The organism is Mycetocola sp. Y719 (assembly GCF_056713205.1).
On sequence record NZ_JBWYGY010000001.1, the window covers coordinates 1,091,555 to 1,110,411 of the forward strand.

19 protein-coding genes are annotated in these 18,857 nt (G+C 65.7%); 10 read left to right on the top strand and 9 right to left on the bottom strand.

The window, feature by feature from the left end; all coding sequences use genetic code 11:
- Complete coding sequence (locus AC1M0F_RS05120; RefSeq protein ID WP_480237109.1) at positions 1-531, bottom strand: NUDIX hydrolase; 531 nt, start codon at positions 529-531, stop codon at positions 1-3.
- 20 nt (positions 532-551) lie between these two features.
- Positions 552-1,211, bottom strand: coding sequence for a hypothetical protein (locus AC1M0F_RS05125; RefSeq protein WP_480237110.1), 660 nt, complete (start codon positions 1,209-1,211; stop codon positions 552-554).
- Positions 1,212-1,708: 497 nt separating this feature from the next.
- On the opposite strand from AC1M0F_RS05125, the gene AC1M0F_RS05130 reads away from it, so the two are divergent.
- The 8 genes from AC1M0F_RS05130 to AC1M0F_RS05165 all read left to right on the top strand — a co-directional run bounded on the left by AC1M0F_RS05130 (position 1,709) and on the right by AC1M0F_RS05165 (position 9,508).
- Positions 1,709-3,289 (top strand): insulinase family protein, encoded by a 1,581-nt coding sequence (locus tag AC1M0F_RS05130; protein WP_480237111.1) that lies wholly within the window; start codon positions 1,709-1,711, stop codon positions 3,287-3,289.
- 354 nt (positions 3,290-3,643) lie between these two features.
- Entirely contained in the window at positions 3,644-4,873 is a 1,230-nt protein-coding gene (gene ligD, locus AC1M0F_RS05135) for a non-homologous end-joining DNA ligase (RefSeq protein WP_480237112.1), read from the top strand.
- A gap of 288 nt (positions 4,874-5,161) precedes the next feature.
- Positions 5,162-5,665 carry a hypothetical protein gene (locus AC1M0F_RS05140; RefSeq protein ID WP_480237113.1) on the top strand — a complete coding sequence of 168 codons (504 nt, stop codon included), beginning with the start codon at positions 5,162-5,164 and terminating at the stop codon, positions 5,663-5,665.
- Between the two features lie 197 nt (positions 5,666-5,862).
- A complete protein-coding gene (locus AC1M0F_RS05145; RefSeq protein WP_480237114.1) occupies positions 5,863-6,498 on the top strand; it encodes a dihydrofolate reductase family protein in 636 nt (211 codons plus the stop codon).
- Positions 6,495-6,923, top strand: a complete 429-nt coding sequence (gene arr / locus AC1M0F_RS05150; protein ID WP_480237115.1) for an NAD(+)--rifampin ADP-ribosyltransferase — start codon at positions 6,495-6,497, stop codon at positions 6,921-6,923. The genes AC1M0F_RS05145 and arr overlap by 4 nt, the downstream gene beginning before the upstream one ends.
- Before the next feature lie 753 nt (positions 6,924-7,676).
- Positions 7,677-8,021, top strand: a complete 345-nt coding sequence (locus AC1M0F_RS05155; protein ID WP_480237116.1) for an ArsR/SmtB family transcription factor — start codon at positions 7,677-7,679, stop codon at positions 8,019-8,021.
- A complete protein-coding gene (locus tag AC1M0F_RS05160; protein WP_480237117.1) occupies positions 8,018-8,494 on the top strand; it encodes an SRPBCC family protein in 477 nt (158 codons plus the stop codon). The genes AC1M0F_RS05155 and AC1M0F_RS05160 overlap by 4 nt, the downstream gene beginning before the upstream one ends.
- A gap of 66 nt (positions 8,495-8,560) precedes the next feature.
- A complete protein-coding gene (locus tag AC1M0F_RS05165) occupies positions 8,561-9,508 on the top strand; it encodes an SMP-30/gluconolactonase/LRE family protein (RefSeq protein WP_480237118.1) in 948 nt (315 codons plus the stop codon).
- Between the two features lie 245 nt (positions 9,509-9,753).
- On the opposite strand, the gene ychF is transcribed toward AC1M0F_RS05165, so the two are convergent.
- The 3 genes from ychF to AC1M0F_RS05180 are packed head-to-tail and all read right to left on the bottom strand — an operon-like array spanning position 9,754 to position 12,530.
- Positions 9,754-10,827 carry a redox-regulated ATPase YchF gene (ychF, locus tag AC1M0F_RS05170; RefSeq protein ID WP_480237119.1) on the bottom strand — a complete coding sequence of 358 codons (1,074 nt, stop codon included), beginning with the start codon at positions 10,825-10,827 and terminating at the stop codon, positions 9,754-9,756.
- A gap of 6 nt (positions 10,828-10,833) precedes the next feature.
- Complete coding sequence (locus tag AC1M0F_RS05175; protein ID WP_480237120.1) at positions 10,834-11,595, bottom strand: class I SAM-dependent methyltransferase; 762 nt, start codon at positions 11,593-11,595, stop codon at positions 10,834-10,836.
- Positions 11,596-11,621: 26 nt separating this feature from the next.
- Entirely contained in the window at positions 11,622-12,530 is a 909-nt protein-coding gene (locus AC1M0F_RS05180; protein WP_480237121.1) for a DMT family transporter, read from the bottom strand.
- A gap of 110 nt (positions 12,531-12,640) precedes the next feature.
- On the opposite strand from AC1M0F_RS05180, the gene AC1M0F_RS05185 reads away from it, so the two are divergent.
- Entirely contained in the window at positions 12,641-13,981 is a 1,341-nt protein-coding gene (locus tag AC1M0F_RS05185; RefSeq protein ID WP_480237122.1) for a DNA recombination protein RmuC, read from the top strand.
- Positions 13,982-14,006: 25 nt separating this feature from the next.
- Here the strand turns inward: AC1M0F_RS05185 and glpX are convergent, their stop codons facing one another.
- Both glpX and AC1M0F_RS05195 read right to left on the bottom strand, forming a co-directional pair.
- Positions 14,007-14,990 carry a class II fructose-bisphosphatase gene (gene glpX / locus AC1M0F_RS05190; protein WP_480237123.1) on the bottom strand — a complete coding sequence of 328 codons (984 nt, stop codon included), beginning with the start codon at positions 14,988-14,990 and terminating at the stop codon, positions 14,007-14,009.
- A 153-nt stretch (positions 14,991-15,143) separates the two neighbouring features.
- The gene (locus AC1M0F_RS05195; RefSeq protein WP_480237124.1) at positions 15,144-16,103 is read right to left on the bottom strand and encodes a fructose-bisphosphatase class II family protein; all 960 of its coding nucleotides are present in this window, start codon (positions 16,101-16,103) and stop codon (positions 15,144-15,146) included.
- A gap of 93 nt (positions 16,104-16,196) precedes the next feature.
- On the opposite strand from AC1M0F_RS05195, the gene fbaA reads away from it, so the two are divergent.
- Complete coding sequence (gene fbaA, locus AC1M0F_RS05200; protein ID WP_480237125.1) at positions 16,197-17,222, top strand: class II fructose-bisphosphate aldolase; 1,026 nt, start codon at positions 16,197-16,199, stop codon at positions 17,220-17,222.
- Between the two features lie 71 nt (positions 17,223-17,293).
- Here the strand turns inward: fbaA and AC1M0F_RS05205 are convergent, their stop codons facing one another.
- Positions 17,294-17,821 carry a DUF6264 family protein gene (locus tag AC1M0F_RS05205; RefSeq protein WP_480237126.1) on the bottom strand — a complete coding sequence of 176 codons (528 nt, stop codon included), beginning with the start codon at positions 17,819-17,821 and terminating at the stop codon, positions 17,294-17,296.
- A complete protein-coding gene (locus AC1M0F_RS05210) occupies positions 17,818-18,852 on the bottom strand; it encodes a 4-hydroxy-3-methylbut-2-enyl diphosphate reductase (RefSeq protein WP_480237364.1) in 1,035 nt (344 codons plus the stop codon). Before AC1M0F_RS05210 ends, AC1M0F_RS05205 begins: the two co-directional genes overlap by 4 nt.
- Between the last annotated feature and the right edge of the window lie 5 nt (positions 18,853-18,857).

Here is an 18,857-nt window from a genome sequence, read left to right on the forward strand (position 1 = left end):
CTAGTCGGCGAACTCGAACCGTGCCTCTGGGCGGTTCTCCACGGCGGCCTGAATCCGGCGGGCCATGTCGGGCGACAGCGTGGGTAACGCGTCCAGGGCGAACCAGGATGCCTCGGTGTTCTCGTCATCGGCCGGCTCAGGTTCTCCGGCCACCCACGACAGGCGGAACACGAGATCGAGGTACTGGGTCACATCACCGTTCGAGTAAACGACGGGTTCGGTGACACGCACCCAGACCAGGCTTTCCGGACGGGACTGAACACCCGCCTCTTCCTCCACCTCGCGAACCGCCGCAACCGCGGGTTCTTCGCCCGGGTCGATGATCCCCGTAACCGGTGTCCACGCCCCGTTGTCGACTCGCCGCACGAGCAACACCTCGTTCCCTCGAACGACGACGGCTGTGACGCCGGAAAGCCACAGGGGGGCGGTGCCGATCTTCTCGCGCAGGGCCAGCACGAACTCCGGTGTCGCCATCGTCAGGACCTCTCCCCTGTGTTCGGTGGAATCGGCCCATCCTGACACGGTTGACACCCATCTGCTTGCCAGGCGTCTCAGTGGGCGCCGAGCTGCACTCGCTTGAGCTCAAGGAAGTCGTCGACCTGCACCTCGAAGGATTCCGCCGGAGTCCGCGGCCACCACCGGAGCAGCGGCGAGCGCTCGGGGGCCGGCCGGCGGACCACAAAGGGCGGCCAGTATTCGTCGGCGCCCGCACCGCGCCAGGCGCGATCGGAATGGAGGGCCTCGTCGACCTGAACGCCGAAGGGCTGGTCGGGTCGCAGGGGTAACCATCGCAACAACGGCGAGCGCCTGGGCGGTGGATAGAGAGTCAGGTGGGTCCAATCGTCGGGATCGCCCCAGTAGAAAACCGTCGTCCAAGCCTCGGCCCACGGATCGGCGAACTCGGCCCAGCGATCACGGAGGTAGCGGATGGAACCGTAGATCCAGACATCCGCCGCGTATTCGGTCGGCGAGTCCTGAGGCGACAGTCGGGCCAGGAGGTGGTCTAGCTGGTCATACTCATCCGACAACACCAGAGCGATCTCCTCTTCGATGGCGCCCAGGGGCCGCGACGTCTGGAGGTCGAGAAAGAAGTCGCACACCTCGCGCGATCGAATCATCCCCGCCCGGTGTCCTGCACGGACCACATCCGGCGTGATCAGGGACGGTGGGAACATCGCGCACAGGCTTGGGAAGGGCACCGTTACCGTCATGCCCTCACCACTTCTTTTTTCGCGCCCACATCTGAGTCCGCTGCAATCCTCGTGCAGCGTGTTCGTTATACCTGTGCAAGGCTCCCGGCACGATCCAGAACACGGTCAGCGGTGACAGGAACTTTCGCCCCCTGGCGTCTGTCCAGACGAGCCAACTGAAATCGGAGACGCCCGTGACTCGGTCGCGGCTGACCGTGCGACTCCACAGAAAGCCGCGGACGACGATTCGGTCGGGGGCGAGTATCACCGATTGGCGCCAGGAACGCACGCCGAACAGAACGGCCATTCCAGCGGACGCGATCAACGCTAGTGCGGTCCATGACTCGGGAATAACCATCTCTCGGACGGCTATCAGCGCCACGTACAGGAACCCAAGGGGTACAGCTTGGCAGGCAATACGCGTTGCAAGAAGAGGTCGGAGTACCACAGTTCTCGCTACGTGTGTCATCCCTGGCCTCTCTGTGCGCCGGCCGAGCCTATCGCCATGTCGCGCCACGATGGTGACGCGCACTCCCCCACAAGATGGGACAGCGACGTTGCGGCAAGTCGCAATTCGTCACCTCCGCTCTGCCAGACTGATGCCCACCATGCACGAGTTGAGACCCACATCACACAACGGCATACCTGCCTACTCGCTCGGGCGCGAGGGAGTCACGACGGGGACGCTGACCTTTGGGGTTGGCCGACGCGACGAGCCTCCGACGCTGGCAGGGATCACCCACCTGATCGAGCACGTCATACTGCGCCTGGTCCAACCCGTTCCGATCCTCCACAGCGGCAGCGTCGATACTGACTCCGTCGAGTTCTTTGCTTCGGGGACGGATGCCGCCGTTGCCAACTTCCTGAACGCCGTCAGCGCGGCGATCGCCGGGCTCTCCTCCATCTCCGACGAAGCTGTGTCCTTCGAGAAGCGCGTGATCGAAGCGGAGAATGCGTTGGCGTTCCATCATGTATCTCCTGGACTTCTGTCGTATCGGTTCGGACTGCGGGGGCTTGGAGTCGCGGGACTCGGCGCTCCGACGGTTCATGGACTCAGCCGATCCGAACTCGTCGAATGGGCTCGGCGTTGGCTGACCGCGGAGAACGCCACGTTGTCGTTCACAGGAGCGGTGCCAGCAGCCCTTGACCTCGTGCTCCCATCGGGCAGTCCCGAAACGCGCGAGCCCGCACAATCTCCGGCAACCTCACCGAGAATCATCAGATCCCCTAAGGACGGAGTCGCGCTGTCACTCCTCGTGCCGACGGCGCAGGTGGATGTCCTCGGTGCGGCGCTGACCGCCGATCTGTTCACCCGGCTTCGGCACGCCCGCGGGCTGATCTACGGCGTCGAACACTTCATCACCCGTGTTGACAACGACGTCTGTCAATTGGACCTCATCTTCGACCCCACTGACAAAGATCTCATCATCACGCTTACGACAAGCATCGACACCCTGCGCGAGCTTGCGGCTCTCGGATTCTCTGCAGACGCCATCGAATACACCCGCAACGTTGTCGCAGCAGCCGTCAGCCAGGACAGGGTGAACGGGACTGTATACCTCGACAGCGTGGTGGTTGACGCGCTCCGCGGGCGGGCGACTCCCTCCCCCGCGTCGTTGATCGACGCCGCGGAGTCGGCGACGGCGACGGGATTGAAATCAGTGCTCAACAGCTGTCTTCCGTCCCTGATCGTGGCCGTGCAGCGCGACGGTCGCCTGCCCAAGAAAGCGATCCAAGAGCTTGCTCTGCCCATAGACGACTACAGCATTTGGCGTCAGCACACTGGCAAGAAGGCGGAACGTCAGCACAAGAATATGCGAGAGTCCCGGCCCAGCTGGCACAACAGATCTTCGAATGATCGGCTTTGGCTCACGAAGACACATCTCTTGAGGCGCAAGGCAGGTCGCCTGACCTCGATCCGGCTGGCCGATGTCGCGGTAGTCGGGAATCGCAGTTGCGGATGCATCTGCCTGATCGATCGCGAAGGCAGGAGTCTGGAACTGGTCGTGCGCGCTTGGAAGCAGAAGAGACGTCTGCGGCGTCAACTGTTGAACGCGTTCCCCGCCGAGCTGGTGCGAGCGTTCCCCGGAGACGAGTGAGCTGTCACATCGTCGGCGGGAACGCGTGCGGGCGATACACGCTCTCCTTCATCCGGTCGCAGCGGGCGCACCCGTGGTAACGCCCGCCATCTGGCGCGTCCTGCTTCAGGACCCATTTGTGGAGTCCCAGCCGGCATCGAAGTGGACGTTTCATTTCCGCCTCCCAGAGTGTGGGACGACGCCGACTGCGGAGTGATCTGGCCGGGTGAACGCCGGCCGTGACGCCCACGGCGCCGTTTCCTCGCAAGGTACTCCTCAGGGTTGTCGAAAACAACCGTCGGCGAACCGACCACTGCGGAAGTCCGCGGTCTCAAGGGGCTGCCGCACCGACCGCGTGCAGGTTATTGTGAGCCCGTGAGCCCATCGAAGAGCCCAGCCGCCGTGCTGGAGGTCGACGCCCGCGAGGTGCACGTCTCGAGTCCCGACAAGATGGTCTTCCCCGAGCCGGGAGTCACGAAACTCGACCTGGTCAAGTATTACCTGGCCGTCGCCGACGGAGCGCTTCGCGGAGCCGCCGGCCGGCCCATGGTTCTCAAGCGGTTCGTGAAGGGCATCGACCAGGAGGCCTTCTTCCAGAAGCGCGCGCCCGACAAACGGCCGGAGTGGATCGACACCGCCACGCTGCACTACGCCTCAGGGAATTCTGCTGAGGAAGTCGTCCTCCGGGATGCCGCCTCCCTCGCCTGGGTTGTGAACCTCGGATGCATCGACCTCAACCCCCACCCTGTCCGAGCGGAGGACCTCGATCACCCGGATGAGCTCCGCGTCGACCTGGATCCCATGCCCGGCGTCGACTGGCGCCAGATCGTCGACGTCGCGATGATCGCCCGCGACGTGCTCACCGACCATAGTCTCGTCGGCTGGCCGAAGACATCCGGATCACGTGGCATCCACATCTACGCCCGGATCGAACCACGCTGGGATTTCCGACAGGTCCGGCTCGCGGCCGAGACCCTGGCGCGCGAAGTCGAACGACGCGCGCCAGGCCTCGCCACCGCGAAGTGGTGGAAGGAGGAGCGCGGCGAGAGCGTCTTCGTCGACTTCAACCAGAACGCGAAGGACCGCACCGTCGCCTCGGCGTACTCGGTTCGCGCACTGCCGGATGCCCGCGTGTCGACGCCACTGGACTGGGAAGAGGTTCCGGGATGCCGCCCGGAGGAGTTCACCGTGCGCTCGGTCATGGAGCGGTTCGCAGAGCGCGGCGACCCGGCATCCGGAATCGACCGCGCGGTCGGCAGCCTTGAAGCGCTGCTCGCTCTCGCCGACGAGCTCGGCCCGGCGGAGAAGCCTCCGAAATCCTCCGACGGATCCGGGCGACGGGCGTCGACGATGCCGCTCATCGAGATCGCCCGCGCAAAGACCAAGCCGGAGGCGTTGGACGGCCTCGAGCACTGGAAGTCGAAACACCCCGGCGTGGTCAAGCTCCTCGAGCCGGCCGACGTGCTGGTCGACGGGATGCGTGGATCGAGCTCGCTCTGGTACCGAGTCCGCGTGAACCTGCAGCACGTCCCAGAGAAGGAGCGCCCGGAACAGGAGGAACTCGAGGTCGACTACGACCCGTGGGCGGGAAAGAGTCACCCCTAGACGCGGCCCGGGCGGCGCGACGATCGGTGCTGCTCATACGTCGTCCGGAGCGAATCATGCCCCGAAAGGGGTGGGGTGCGCACGCGCCCCCGGACAATACGCTCGTGGCCATGCCTCCAACGAATGTCGCGCCGGCAACGCCGTCAACGTGTGACCGCCCGCGTGAACACTGACCTCCCCGACAACGGCGCGAGCGGCGTCCACCCCGCACCGTTCACGCACCCATTTGCCACAAACCCCGAAACAACAGGCCCTCCAATCGTGTTTCCCGGGTACGCCGGGGGTCCCGTGGAGCAGGCCAACTACTATTCGTATGCGCCTGCCGCTCCGTTCCAGGCGCCGCCGCCTCCTCCGCCGGCTCCAAGAAAGCGAAGGGGATGGCTCGTCATCGCGGCCTGGATCGGCGGCGCGGCCCTGGTGCTCGGTCTGACGCTCCAGGCCGGCACCCTCGTCGCCGACGCGGTCACCGACGCGGTGCAGGGCTCCGACTTCCTTGCCGACCCCGTTGGGGCAATCTATTCCGACCCATACCTCGTGGACGGCGTCGAGGTCGTAGAGGTTGCGGAGGCGTGGACTTTGTGCGCGAGCGAGTCATGCTGGGAGTGGGTGCTCATGACCGAGCCGGAGTGCGCCACCGCCACTGTCACAATCACATTCACCAACATGTACGGCAACTTCCCTCACGAGATCGAGCGCTTAGTGACGGTCGAACCCATGACATCCATCGTCGTCGAAGCCGCTGAAGCGGAGGGCGACGACTATGCGCAGCTGACATCGATCAGCTGCAAGTAGGTCGATGGGGGTGAAATCTACCCAGGCGAACGTTGCCTGTTTTCCTCCTCTTCGCCCGAGGCTCCTCTTCCAATGGTTCATGGATGCCTGGTGCAGGCCTGTGTCTCGGACGTATCGTGTGTGAGACGTTCGCGGGCGACGGTTTCGGATCCGTCAGTGCATTTCGGAGCACAGGGCCGCGGCGAAAGGAGATTCCCATGCCAGGACGCATCCACATCGACCACTTCACAACGCTCGACGGGGTTGCCCAGGCCCCAGGTGGCCCCGACGAAGACACCGAAAGCGGGTTCAGGTTCGGCGGCTGGCAGGCGCCCCTGATCGACGAGGCCGACGGCGCCCAGGTATCCGAGGGGATACAGGCCATGGACGCCCTCCTCCTCGGGCGGCGAACCTACGACATCTTCGCCTCCTACTGGCCCCATCATCTCGACGGGCCCGCTGCCGAGATCGCACGCAAGTTCGAGGCGATCCCGAAATACGTCGCGTCGCGGGGAACGCCGGAGCTGACCTGGCGCGACTCGCACCTGCTCGGGAGCGATCTCGTTGCCGAGCTCTCAGCATTGCGCGAGCGGCACCAGGAGATCCACGTCATCGGCAGCATCGACTTCGCCCGTACCCTCGTCGCCGAGAACCTGTTCGACCAGTTGAACCTGTGGGTGTACCCGATCGTGGTCGGTGCCGGCAAACGCCTGTTCGCCGACGACGGACCACCCACCGCCCTCACTCTGCTCGCTGCAGAGCCTGCTTCTTCGAAGGGCGCGGTCCTCCTGCGTTACGGCCCGACCGGATCTGTCCCCGAGACAGGCGATATGAGTGACGAGGGCGGCGCATGACCGGCGCGCCCACAGCGTTCGAGGTCCACGAATCGGGAGCCCTGTTTCACGGCACAAAGGCGGACCTGACGATCGGAGAATTCCTGGTTCCCGGACGCGGCTCGAACTTCGAAGAAGGAAGGACGGCCAACCACGTCTACGTCACCGCGACTCTGGATGCCGCGACCTGGGGCGCTGAGCTGGCCGTCGGTGAGGGCAGCGGTCGGATCTACATCGTGGAACCGACCGGCGCGCTGGAGGACGACCCCAACGTGACGGACAAGAAGTTCCCCGGCAATCCGACCCGGTCATTCCGTACCCGGGAACCGGTGAAGGTCGTGGGAGAACTCGTGGAATGGGTGGGACACACGCCCGACCAGGTGCAGGCCATGCGCGACGGCCTCGCTGACCTCCGACGCCGAGGCCAGGCGGTCATCTACGACTGACGCCAACCGCGGAGTGCGGGCACCCGAAGTGGGTGGCGTCCGACGGGCCGGCGAAACCATATTCTGGGGGCTATGCCCCGAACGATCGTCGCGCCGGCAACGCCGCCTGCCCTCGAGATGTCATGTGAACGCTAGAGAACCCTCTGACGACGCGAATGCTCTTGACTCTGCTGAACCGCTGAACCCATTCGATGTAGCTCGAATCTCTTCCGAGTCGTATCTGTACCCGGCAAACCCCGCGCATCCACCGACGTTCACCTCCCTGGCGCCCGAGCCCCCGACAGCTGAGGTGTCTCCGGCCCCGGACGGGAGCTCGGGGTTCCTCCACCGGTGGCGCCAGGCGACACGACGGGAGTCGGAGAGTGAGCAGGCCCGCGACCCGATCAGTGAAAATATCCGGGCCGAGAGGCGTAGGTCGATCCGTCGGATCGCCGTCCCTGGCGTGCTCGTCCTGATCGCCGTCGCGGCTCTCGCAGTGGTGCTGGCAGGAGTCGTCGAGTGGTGGTCGCTGGCGACATTCATGGTCTCTTTCTTTGCGTACAGGGTCTACATGGCGACCGATGAGTTCCGCAGGCGCCCACCGTCGACCCGTCCGCCCGGCGAAAGACGCAGACGCGTCGCGCAGCTTCGTGAAGCAGAAAGCCGGCGACTCGAGGTGAAGGAGGGTCCATTCGGCTAGCCGGTGAAGTATCACCATCCCCGCTCCAAAACTTAGCCCTTGTGCTTAGTATCTTCTCCCGATAACTTAGCCGTATGGCTCAGTATTCGGCCCCGCTCGACGGCGTCTTCCAGGCCCTCGCCGATCCCACCAGACGTGCGGTTCTCGGACGTCTGGGATCGGGTCCGGCGAGCATCGGTGAGCTAGCGCAACCATTCGACATGGCACTGCCCTCGTTCATGAAGCACATCCGCTACCTCGAGGACACGGGGTGGATCACGACCCGCAAGAGCGGCCGGGTGCGGACCTGCACCATCGAGAAGAAGTCGTTCGACGTGCTCGAATCCTGGCTCAGCGACCAACGACGCATCTGGGAGGACCGCACCGACCGTCTCGAGCAGTTCGTCACCACCAATCACGACAAGGAAGCATCCGAATGAACACGACGCCGCATCCCGAACTCGACCTGACCGTCTCGCGCATCATCAAGGCTCCACGGACCGTGGTCTGGAACGCGTGGACCGAACCGGAGAGGTTCCAGCAGTGGTGGGTTCCCGCGCCGGAGATCTGCCGGGTGCAGGAGATGGACCTGCGGCCCGGTGGCTCATTCCGCACCGAGATCAGCCAGGATGCTCGCGAGTTCGGCCCGCACATCACCGGCTGTTTCCTCGTCGTCGACGAACTCGAGCGCATCGTCTTCACCGACGCCCTCGTCGCCGGCTGGCGCCCATCGGAAGCATCCTTCGTGACCGCCGTCATCACGATGAAGGATCACCCCGAAGGCACCGAGTACACGGCCACCGCGATGCACCGCAATGTGACCGACCGTGACCAACACGAAAAGCTTGGGTTCCACGACGGCTGGGGCACCGTCACACGACAACTCGCCGAGCTGGTCGAGTCGCGAGCCTAGCGGTCCACCCGAGTCGGCCAGTGCGACCCGCTTGACGCGTGCTCGACCCTGAGTAGCATTTTTCGCATGTCCGGTCGCATCGTCGCACGCACCCTGTCCGCCGCCTCACTGAGCGCCCTCCTGATCATCTCGGGAGCACCCGCGGTCGTCGCCGCTCCCCAGGTGACGCGAGGCCACGTCGAGGAGGTGATCGCGCTTCCAGACGGGTTCCAACCGGAGGGCATCACGATCGACCATCGCGGCACCGCATACGTCGGCTCACTCGCGGACGGCGACATCTACGCCTTCGACGTGCGCTCCGGCGAGGAGATCAGGACCCTCGAGGGCCCCGGCACCCCGTCGGTCGGCCTGAAGATCGACAATCGGGGCCGGCTCTTCGTCGCAGGCGGGCCGACCGGTGAGGGCCGGGTCGTGGATGCCGCCTCTGGCGATGTTCTTCGCAGCTACATTTTCACCGATGCGCCGACGTTCGTGAATGATGTCGTCCTGACGCGCGACGCAGCATGGTTCACGGATAGCCAGCAGGCGCAACTCTACAAACTCCCTCTGGGACGACACGGTGCTCTGCCGAAACCTGATGGCTTCAAGGTCCTCCCCCTGTCGGGCGCATGGGTGCAGCAGCCCGGGTTCAACGCCAACGGCATCGCAGAAACGCCCAATCACAAGGCGCTTCTCGTCATTCAGTCGGCCACCGGCATCCTGTATCGGGTCGACGCCAGGACCGGTGTCGCTACGGCGGTCGATCTGGGGGGTGCCCTGCTGCCCAACGGCGACGGGCTGCTCGTCGTCGGACGGACGCTGTACGTCGTGCAGAACCAGTTGAATCAGGTCGCCGTGATCCGCCTCAACGCGTCGGGGACCAGCGGAACGCTCGTCGACGAGCGCACAGATCCGGACTTCCAGGTGCCGACGACGATCGCACGGTACGGCAAGGCTCTCTATCTGCCGAACGCGCGCTTCGGCACTCCGCCTACGCCGGACACCGAGTACTCGGTGGTCCGCATTCGCCGGTAACTCGCACGACGCCGCCACTGTCATCTGAAGAGGAGGCCCGCAGTGGATACCTGGATGATCATTTTTCTCGGGGTAGGAGCCCTCGGGTTCTTCCTCGTCGCGTTCCTTATTCATCGCCGCGACAAAAGAGCACGAAACACTGGGGCCGATCCGGAGTCCTCCAGGAGGGAGATAGCCGACGCCCAGGCCCGGGCTGCGAACACGGGCCCATCGATGGATGGTTTCGGCGGCGGTCTCTGAAGCGATCAGACGTTGAAGCGGAACTCCACCACGTCGCCATCGCTCATGACGTAGTCCTTGCCCTCCATGCGGGCTTTGCCCTTGGACCGCGCCTCGGCGACCGAACCGGTCTCGACGAGGTCGTCGAAGGAGACGATCTCAGCCTTGATGAAGCCACGCTCGAAGTCGGTGTGGATGACACCGGCCGCTTGAGGCGCCTTCGCCCCCTTGGGGATCGTCCATGCGCGGGTCTCTTTCGGACCGGCCGTGAGGTAGGTCTGCAGTCCGAGCGTGTCGAAGCCGATGCGGGCGAGCTGGTCGAGGCCGGACTCCGCCTGGCCGGTGGATGCCAGCAGCTCGGCGGCATCCTCGGGGTCGAGGTCGATGAGCTCGGACTCGAGCTTCGCGTCGAGGAAGATCGCCTTCGCCGGGGCGACCAGAGCGGCCAGCTCGGCGAGCTTGGCCTCGTCCTGCAGCACGGCCTCGTCGATGTTGAAGACGTAGATGAACGGCTTCGACGTGAGCAGTCCGAGTTCCTTGATCGGCTCGAGGTCGAGGCCGGAGCTCGACAGCGGCTTGCCGGTGTCGAGATAGGCCTTCGCCGCCTCAGCAGCCGTCAGAACGCTCGGGTCGAGCCTCTTGCCACGGACTTCCTTCTCGAAGCGCGACTGCGCCTTCTCAAGGGTCTCCAGGTCGGCGAGGATCAGCTCGGTGTTGATGGTCTCCATGTCGCCCGCCGGGTTCACCGCGCCGTCGACGTGCACAACGTCTTCGTCGGCGAATCCGCGGATGACCTGCGCGATGGCATCCGCTTCACGGATGTTGGCGAGGAACTTGTTGCCCAGCCCCTCCCCCTCGCTCGCGCCACGGACGATGCCGGCGATGTCGACGAACGACACGGCAGCGGGAAGGATCCGCTCGCTGCCGAAGATCTCGGCGAGCACAGGCAGACGCGAGTCTGGCAGGTTCACCACACCGATGTTCGGCTCGATCGTGGCAAACGGGTAGTTTGCCGCGAGCACCTGGTTCTTGGTGAGCGCGTTGAACAGGGTTGATTTGCCGACGTTAGGAAGACCGACGATACCGATAGTTAGAGCCACGAGGGTCTATCGTACCGGGCGTTCCTCCACGAGCCGTGCCCGGAAGCACTCGGTGATGTACGGCAGCCCGACCACCGGTCGGCCGGACAGGTCGGGGTGGTCCTCGAGCAGCTCGATCTCAGCGGCGATCGTCGCATCCTGCTCCGCTTTCGACTTGACCAGGAAGTAGCTTCGCGAGCGGACGAGGTCGAGCATCCCGTCACGGTCCAGCGTCTGCACCCACCGGGTCTGCCAGGTCTCGAGCGGCCCGAACGGCGGACCGACCGGAGGCGCCTCATCGTCCACCTCGTAGTGGGCCGTCCCACCCATGAGCTCGCCGAGCCGCGCCACCCAGTCGATGCTCTCGTCGCGGGTGTTCCAGACGAGGCCCAGGGTCCCTCCCGGGCGGAGCACCCGCGCCACCTCCGGCACCGCCCGCTCAGCATCGACCCAGTGCCAGGCCTGCGCCACGGTGACCGCGTCGACGCTGGCATCGGCGAGAGGGATCGTCTCAGCGGTTCCGACGAGGGTTGTGATGTCGGGGGCGGATGCCGTGAGCTGGGCGAGCATGTCGGCGGACGGATCGATGGCGATCACGTCTCGGCCGCTCCGTGCGAGAAGGGTGGTCAGTTTGCCGGTCCCCGCCCCGAGGTCGAGCACAGTGCCCGCGCCATCAGGAACGAGCCACTCGACGGCATCCGCCGGATAGCTGGGCCGTGCAACCGCGTAGGCTTCCGCGGCCTGCCCGAAGGACAGCGCATGGTGCTCAAGCCGGCTGCGGTCACGCATGGAATCTCCCTGGTTATCGGTTCACGCTAACGGACGGCACTCCGCCCGGACACGTCGGCGAGATCGACCGCAGGTGCCGGACGGCTGGTGAGCCACACACCGGCGATCACGAGCGCCCCGCCGATGAGCTGAACGACGGTGATCGGCGTGCCCATCGCGAGCGCGATCAGGGCAGTGAAGACGGGCATGAGGTTGAGGTAGACCCCGGCGCGGTCAGCTCCGATCTTCTTGACCGAGATGTTCCACAGCATCAGGCTGAGCACCGACGGGAACAGACAGATGTACGCCACACCCCACCAGCCTGCGGCGTCGAGGGTGATCGGGCCGCCGATCGTCAGGCTGATCGGGGCGAGGATGACAGCGGCCATGACCGCCTGTACAGCGGCGGATGCCACCGGCGGCGTCGAGAGGGACCGCCCGATCACCGTGTACGCGGTCCACACGGCGACGGCTCCGAGCATGAACAGTCCGCCGATGTTGTAGTCGGTGGTGAAGACCTGCAGCAGCCGACCGTCGGTGAGCACGAGCAGCACCCCGAGGAGCGAGATGGCCAGTCCGATACTCGCAGCCGGGCGCATCCGCTGCCGGATCACGATTGCGGCGACGACCGCGATCAGCGCCGGATTGGTGGCGCCGACGAGGGCCGCGTTGAGCGCGGTCGTGTGCCGGAGCGCCTCGTAGCTGAACAGGCAGAACGCGATGAGTCCGAGGCACGCCTGGAGCAGATGCATACGCCACTCACGGAGCGCCGCACGCCAGTTCGGCTTGTCGATCACAACGGCAAGGCCGACCAGGAGCGGGGCCGCGACAGCCCAGCGGATCGACGTCAGCTGAAGCGGACTGACGTGCCCGGCGACGAGGTGGCCGACGACGTAGTTGCCCGACCAGAACAGGTTGGCGAGCACGAGGAAGAGGTACACCCGCCACGAAGCCATTGCTCGAGCCTATCGAGTCATTCCGCCGGTCGAGTTGCGGGCGTCAGCGGGACCGCAACCGGCCGCTCTGCCTCCCGTCGCGTGTCGGCGGTCGCTGTCACACTGGCGACATGGATCCCATACTGGCTCTCGTTCTCGGAGTACTGCTCGGCGCTCTCGTCGGCGCTCTGGCCACGCTCGTCGTCGTTCGGCGACGGTCGACGGGTCCGGGCGACCCGGCTGTCACCGAGGCCAGGCACGAGTCCGAACTCATGCGCCTGCGCGCGGCAGAGGGCGAACGCCAGGCCCAGCTCGCCGAGCTCCTCGCCCGAGCCGAGACCCGCGCAGAAGCCCTCCAGGAGCGCATCGACGCTCAACGCGACCAGTACCAGGATCTCGTCGACCGGCACCGCCGCGAGCGCGACGACGAGGCCGAACGCGCCCGCGCCGAGAGCCGGGTGCTGCAGACGCTCGCCCCGGTGCGCGAGAGCCTGCAGGAGATGCAGCTGAAGGTGACCGAACTCGAGACCCAGCGCAGCCGTCAGCATGGCGAACTCGCCCAGCAGCTGCGGAGTGCGACCGAGTCAGAGGAACGGCTCCGTTCGACGGCTGAATCGCTCGCAGCGGCGTTGAACAACAACTCCACGCGTGGGGTGTGGGGTGAAACGCAGCTCCGGAGCGTGGTCGAAGCCGCCGGCCTGCTCGAACGGGTCAACTTCGATGTGCAGTCCAGCGTGACGAGCGACAGCGGCGCCGGCCGCCCAGACATGGTCGTCTACCTGCCAGGCGGCAAGAGCATCGCAGTGGATGCCAAGGTGCCATTCAGTTCGTACATCGAGGCGAGTGCGATCCCGCTGACGGCATCCGAACCCGAACTCGCCCGCCGGGCGCTCCTGCTGAAGGCGCACGTGAAGGCGATGCGTGACCACATCACCGCGCTCGGCAGCAAGACCTACTGGGACGGCCTCGACGCGAGCCCGGAGATGGTCATCGCGTTCATCCCGAGCGAGTCACTCGTCTCCAGCGCCCTCGAGGCCGACCCGACCATCATGGAGTTCGCGTTCAGCAAGCGCGTCGCCCTCTCCTCCCCCGTCACCCTGTGGTCGGTGCTGAAAACGGTGGCGTTCAGCTGGCAGCAGGATGTCGTCTCCCAGGAGGCGAAGACCCTCTTCGACCTCAGCCGCGAGCTCTATGGCCGCCTGGCGACGATGGCCGGGCACATCGACAAGCTCGGACGCTCGGTGAAGGCGACCGTTGCCGACTACAACCGTTTCGTCGGATCACTCGAACGCCAGGTCCTGCCCTCGGCACGCAAACTCAACGTGCTCGACGAGTCGAAGACGATCCCTGCGCTCGCCTCCCTCGACGAGTCGGCTCGCGACCTCGCCGCCGTCGAACTCGTCGCCGAGCTCGACAGCGGGATCGAGGCGGGCAGGATCACCCAGGAGATCCGTGACCGCGCCAACAACTGACCGGGGCTGCAGGGAAAAGTAGCTCCTAGAGCCACTTCTCCGCGAGGTGCTCGGCAACGATGCGACGCATGGTGCCTGACTTGGAGCGGAGCACGACGCTCTCGGTACGGATGATGGAGCCGAGCCGGCGCACGCCGTCCACGAGCCCACCGTCGGTGACGCCGGTGGCCACGAAGAACGTGTTGTCGCTGGCGACCAGCTCGTTCGCTTCGTAGACGTAGTCCATCTTGAGACCGGCATCGATGCCACGCTGGCGCTCGAGGTCGTCCTTCGGCCACAACTGGCCCTGGATCAGACCGCCGAGGGCCTTGACCGCACACGCGGTGACGATGCCTTCAGGGCTTCCGCCGACGCCGACGCACATGTCGATACGGGTCGAGTCACGGACGGCATTGATGCCGCCGGCCACGTCGCCGTCGAGCATGAGCCGCGTTCCCGCGCCGCCTGCACGGATGTCGTCGATGAGTTGCGCGTGGCGCGGGCGGTCGAGGACGGCGATGGTCATGTCACCGACGGACTTGCCCTTCGCCTTCGCGAGTGCACGGATGTTCTCACCGATCGGCTTGCGGATGTCGACGACACCGATCCCCTCGTGGCCGGTGACGATCTTGTCCATGTAGAACACGCTGGACGCGTCGAGCATCGTGCCACGGTCGGACACGGCGATGACCGACAGGGCGTTCTGTCGCCCGGCCGCGGTGAGGCTCGTGCCGTCGATCGGATCGACGGCGATGTCGCAGGCGGGGCCGCGGCCGTTGCCGACACGCTCCCCGTTGTAGAGCATGGGGGCTTCGTCCTTCTCGCCCTCACCGATCACGACGAGTCCATCGAAGTTCACCGTTCCGAGGAACGCGCGCATGGCGTCGACCGCAGCGCCATCCGCGGCGAGTTTGTCTCCCCGGCCGATGAACGGAACGGCGCGAATCGCTGCCGCTTCAGTGGCTCGCACGAGCTCTAGAGCGAGGTTGCGATCCGGGTGTGCGAGGAGCGAAGAATTGTAGGTGGTCACAATGGTCCTTAATCGAAAACGACGGCGTTGCGATGGCGGGCTCGCTGTGTACCCCTTCAGCTTATCGGCGACACACTCCCCGGGCCACGAAGATGAACGCATGTGCGGTCGCCTCGGTGAACGACACCACCCGTGCGCGGCTGCGTCGCATTGTCAGCGAGGTGTTCGGACCTCGGTGTCCCGAATGTCGATTCCCGGCCCGACGCTCCAGGAGCGGGTGACGATGTGGTCCCCGTCGACCCGAACGCCGGCGAGGACTCTGCCCGTCTCCAGCCGGCAGTCGGTGACGGCCGTGAGGAACAGCCAGGCGTCTCCGGCACAGAGATCGGCGAGTGAGAGGATCGTGCCGGTGCTGAGACCGGCACGACGGATGCTGTCTGCCTCCCTGCGGCGCTGCGGCGCGAGTCGGCCCTGCATCTGCCCGCCGAGCGCGCGAACGGCCGCGGCCGTGAGGATTCCCTCAGGTGCTCCCCCGATGCCGACGACGAGGTCGATTTCCGTGCCGGTCTGAGCGGCCAGCAGGGAGCGTTCGACGTCCCCGTCGCCGAAGAGATCGACCCGGGCACCGGCCGCGGTCGCCTCCGCCGCGAACGCGGCATTCCTCGGCCGGTCCTGCACTGCGACGATGAGATCACTGACGCTGATGCCGCGCGCTGCGGCGAGGCGCGCGAGGTTCTCGCGCAGCGGGGCGGCCAGATCAAGCGACAGGCCCGACGCATCCGTCACCAGCTTCTCCATGTAGTGCGCCGGACCGATGTCGAACAGCGTGCCGCGGGCGGCAGCGGCGAGCACGGCGACCGATCCCGGGCGGTCCTCGGCGGCGAGTCTGGTTCCGTCGACGGGATCGACGGCGATGTCGACGGCCGGTCCGTTGCCTGAACCGAACCTCTCGCCGATGTGGAGCATCGGCGCTTCGTCCTTCTCGCCTTCCCCGACGAGGACGAGTCCGTCGACGTCGAGGGAGGCGAGCGCGTCGCGCATGGCGACGACGGCGACCCGGTCCACTTCGTGTTTGTCGCCTGAGCCGATGAGGTCCAGAGTGGCGATGGCCGCCCTGCGCGTGGCGTGGGTGAAGCCCTCGAGGAGGTCGGGGGTCAAGGCAGGAGAAGGCACGGCTCCATCCTGCCCTGTCCCCGCGCGGACGCGTCGCCGATGGGCTGATCGCTACACTGAATCCGAAGACATCCATCTCGTCAAGGAGAAGCTATGCCCGTCGCAACCCCAGAGCAGTATGCAGAAATGCTTGACACCGCGAAGGCGAAGGGCTTTGCCTATCCCGCATTCAACGTGTCGAGCTCTCAGACCATCAACTCCGTACTCCAGGGTCTGACCGAAGCAGGCTCTGACGGCATCATCCAGGTCACCACCGGAGGCGCAGACTACTTCGCCGGGCACACCGTGAAGAACCGGGCTGCCGGAGCGATCGCCTTCGCGAAGTTCGCCACCGAGGTCGCGAAGAACTACCCCGTCACCGTTGCGCTGCACACGGACCACTGCCCGAAGGACGCCCTCGACGGCTTCGTGATGCCGCTCATCGCCGCCTCCGAAGAAGAGGTCAAGGCCGGCCGCAACCCGCTGTTCCAGTCGCACATGTGGGACGGTTCAGCCGTTCCGCTCGACGAGAACCTCGAGATCGCCAAGGAAATGATCAAGCGCACCCGCGCGATCAACGCCATCCTCGAGGTCGAGATCGGCGTCGTCGGCGGCGAGGAAGACGGTGTCAGCCACGACATCAACGAGCACCTCTACACGACCCTCGATGACGCGATCGCGACCGTCGAAGCGCTCGGCCTCGGCGACAACGGCCGTTACATGGCTGCTCTCACCTTCGGCAACGTGCACGGCGTCTACAAGCCGGGCAACGTCAAGCTCAAGCCTGAGCTGCTCAAGGAGATCCAGGAAGGGATCGCCGCGAAGTACGGCACGGCTGCCAAGCCCCTCGACCTCGTCTTCCACGGCGGATCCGGCTCGACGGACGCCGAGATCGCCGAGGCCGTCGCGAACGGTGTCATCAAGATGAACATCGACACAGACACCCAGTACGCGTACACCCGTGCGATCGCCGACTACATGCTCAAGAACTACGACAGCGTGCTCAAGGTCGACGGCGAAGTCGGAAACAAGAAGGTGTACGACCCCCGCGCCTGGGGCAAGGTCGCCGAGTCCGCCATGGCCGCTCGCGTCGTCGAATCGACCCGCCAGCTCGGCTCGGCAGGACACTCTCGCGGCTGATCCCCGCCCGAACAACGACGGATGCCCCGGCCGATTCGGCCGGGGCATCCGTCATTCCACGGGAAAAGCGGTCAGTTCATCCGGTTGACGTACTCGGCGAAAGCCGGGTCGCCTGCCATGGCGATGGCGATACAGGCGAACACCGCGATGTTCGCGATCACGCCGAAGACGAGTGGAATCCACCAGGCAACCTTGCCGCGGCCGAGCGCACGGAGCGAGAGCCAGAGGGCGAGACCCCAGAGCAGCACCTCGACGACGATGGCGGTCCAGCCCATCGTCGCGGCGAGACCGGTGGAGGTGAACTCGCCGACATCCAGCTGCGCGAACGCGGCGGTGATGGCATCCGGCAGATCGACGAGGGCGGACAACGACAGGAGGATCGTCACGAGTCCGATACCGAGCAGAAGCACCGTGGCGAACCGGTCACCGCTCGGCGCCTTGCGTTCCGGCGTCTGGACGCTGATGTGGCTGGTGGGCGACACCTGCGATTCGACGGGAACCGGCTCGATGTCGTCAAGCGGTACCTTGATGGCCGCGCGCTGTTCGTCTGGCGTAGCGTATTCGCCGAACTGCGGGCGCGGGCGGGGAGAGTCGCTCATGGTCGGTTGCGTCCGCCGAGGGCTCGGGAGTCCTTGGCGCCCTTCAGATTGGTGCGGAGTTCCTTCGGCAGCGAGAACATGAGGTCCTCTTCGGCCGTCTTCACTTCCTGGACGTCGACGTATCCCGCCGACGCAAGGCTGTCGAGCACTTCGGTCACGAGAACCTCGGGCACCGATGCGCCGCTCGTCACGCCGATGGTCTCGGCCCCGTCGATCCATTCCTGCTTGATCTCGCTGGCGTAATCGACGCGGTACGCCGTCTTCGCCCCGTATTCGATGGCGACCTCGACGAGCCGGACCGAGTTGGAGGAGTTCGCCGAGCCGACGACGATCACGACGTCGGCATCCTTCGCGACCTTCTTGATCGCCACCTGGCGGTTCTGGGTGGCGTAGCAGATGTCGTCGCTGGGCGGGTCCTGCAGGTTCGGGAACCTGGCGCGCAGGCGGCGGACCGTCTCCATTGTCTCGTCGACGCTCAGCGTCGTCTGGGAGAGCCAGACCACCTTGTCCGGGTCCCTGACCTGAACGGTGTCCGCTTCGTCTGGGCTGCCGACGAGCGTCGTGTGCTCGGGCGCTTCGCCTGCGGTTCCCTCGACCTCTTCATGGCCTTCATGGCCGATCAGCAGGATCTCGAAGTCGTCTCGGGCGAACCGGACGGCCTCGCGGTGGACCTTGGTGACCAGGGGGCAGGTGGCGTCGATGGCCTGCAGGCCACGATCGGATGCCGCGTTCACCACAGCGGGAGAGACCCCGTGTGCGCTGAAGACGATGTGCGACCCCTCGGGGACCTCGTCGACCTCCTCGACGAAGATCGCACCCTGGCTCTCGAGTTCCGAGACCACGTGGATGTTGTGCACGATCTGCTTGCGCACATAGACGGGGGCGCCGTAGTGCTCGAGCGCCTTCTCCACAGCGATGACGGCACGGTCCACACCGGCGCAGTACCCGCGGGGCGCAGCGAGCAGCACCCGCTTGTGTCCGACCACCGGGGTATCCTTGAGCCTCGAACGCACGCCGGGGATTCTCGGCATGGGCA